Here is a 1,546-nt window from a genome sequence, read left to right on the forward strand (position 1 = left end):
CTGCTGCTTTAGCCACAGCAGCTTTTTCTTTTTCTTGGTAAACTCCATCAGCTCGACTCATCTTAATCGCTTGGTATAACATGGAACGGCGAAAATTCAGAGGAAAATCGTACTTGATACCACTCAAAGTAAGAACAAAACCAATAATAATAATATATTTTCTCGCTCAATTAGATAAATAAGTTTTGAGAAAAACAGAGCAATTCTAATACCAAAATTATCTATATGTTTTTGAGGCAACATTGATCGCGCCTGGTATAGCGCTGTGCGCAGGCAACAGGCAACAGGCAACAGGGGAAATAAAAAACCTATAATATAGGATTTTAGCTATTGGACATCTATTATAATTTGTAAATATGCCAGCGCACATTGCTATATGATCAATGAATAGTAATATTATATCCCTTTAATAGCGTTCAGGAAAAACTTCCTTCTTCTTCCCTACTGACTCCTTATTTATAAGTATTCAACCGGACATGATATAACATTGCAGCCGATCTAAACTTTCTATTTAGCAACCCGGTCTCTAGGAGAAACCGGGTGTTTTAGACATTGATTATTTAGGGTAAATATTTAGAGAAAAACTGTTCATCAAAAAAGACAGCCGATTTTAATTTTTCGGAGTCACAATATATTCTGATGAAACCTGTTCTACCCTTCCTAATCTTACTAAAGCCTGATAAAACATCGCTGTAACTTCAGCACGAGTAGCAGGTTTATTTGGATTCAAAATTTTTACATCTGGATGATTTACTACCAATCCAGTTGCAGTAGCTGCTGCTACTTTTTCCTTAGCCCAATCAGGTATTTTTTCTTTGTCTTGATAAATACTTAAAACCTGATCAGGATTTGATGGAATTTCCAGATTTAAGCCACTAGCTAAAGCAACTAATACCTGTAATCTTGGTACTTCTTGTTCTGGACGAAAAATATTTCCTGGATACCCACTCAAAAAACCAGATTTAGTAGCTGTTTGAATTTCTTTTTGAGTCGGTGAGTCTGCTGGTACATCCTTATAGTTAACAGCACTTTCTGTTAATTTTTCCTCAAATACTTTAGGAATTTGAGTAGCAAATTCGGCTCGCGTTACAGGTTGATCTGCCTCGAATTTATCGTTATCAACCTTAGCAATAATATCACGTTCTTTCAAAGGTTGAATGAAATTACTGGCCCAAAAATTATCTGGAACATCAGAAAATTTAATTTTGCCAATAGGAGATATTTCAGGAGATGGCGCTGCTGTAACGACTAACGGAATTTCAGAAGTTTCTGCTTTTGGAGAAGGAGAATCTGCTGTTTCACTCGCCCCTGGTGACTCAGAAGTTTCTGCTTCTGGAGAAGGAGAATCTGCCGTGGATGAGTCAGAAGTTTCTGCTTTTGGAGAAGGAGAATCTGCTGTTTCACTCACCCCTGGTGACTCAGAAGTTTCTGCTTCTGGAGAAGGAGAATCTGCCGTGGATGAGTCAGAAGTTTCTGCTTTTGGAGAAGGAGAATCTGCTGTTTCACTCGCCCAGGTTCATCTAATAATAAAATTGGATAATCAACT

The 1,546-nt window shown here is 37.5% G+C and carries 2 protein-coding genes; one reads left to right on the forward strand and one right to left on the reverse strand.

Annotation, left to right across the window (positions count from 1 at the left end; genetic code table 11):
• Positions 1 to 610: 610 nt before the first annotated feature.
• A complete protein-coding gene (locus tag F6K13_RS32470; RefSeq protein ID WP_287289817.1) occupies positions 611 to 1,150 on the reverse strand; it encodes an S-layer homology domain-containing protein in 540 nt (179 codons plus the stop codon).
• 7 nt (positions 1,151 to 1,157) lie between these two features.
• Here F6K13_RS32470 and F6K13_RS32475 point away from each other — a divergent pair.
• The coding region (locus F6K13_RS32475) for a hypothetical protein (RefSeq protein WP_287289818.1) at positions 1,158 to 1,546 on the forward strand (389 nt) is incomplete at its 3' end.

This window comes from Okeania sp. SIO2B9 (genome assembly GCF_010672505.1).
Taxonomy (GTDB): domain Bacteria; phylum Cyanobacteriota; class Cyanobacteriia; order Cyanobacteriales; family Microcoleaceae; genus Okeania; species Okeania hirsuta.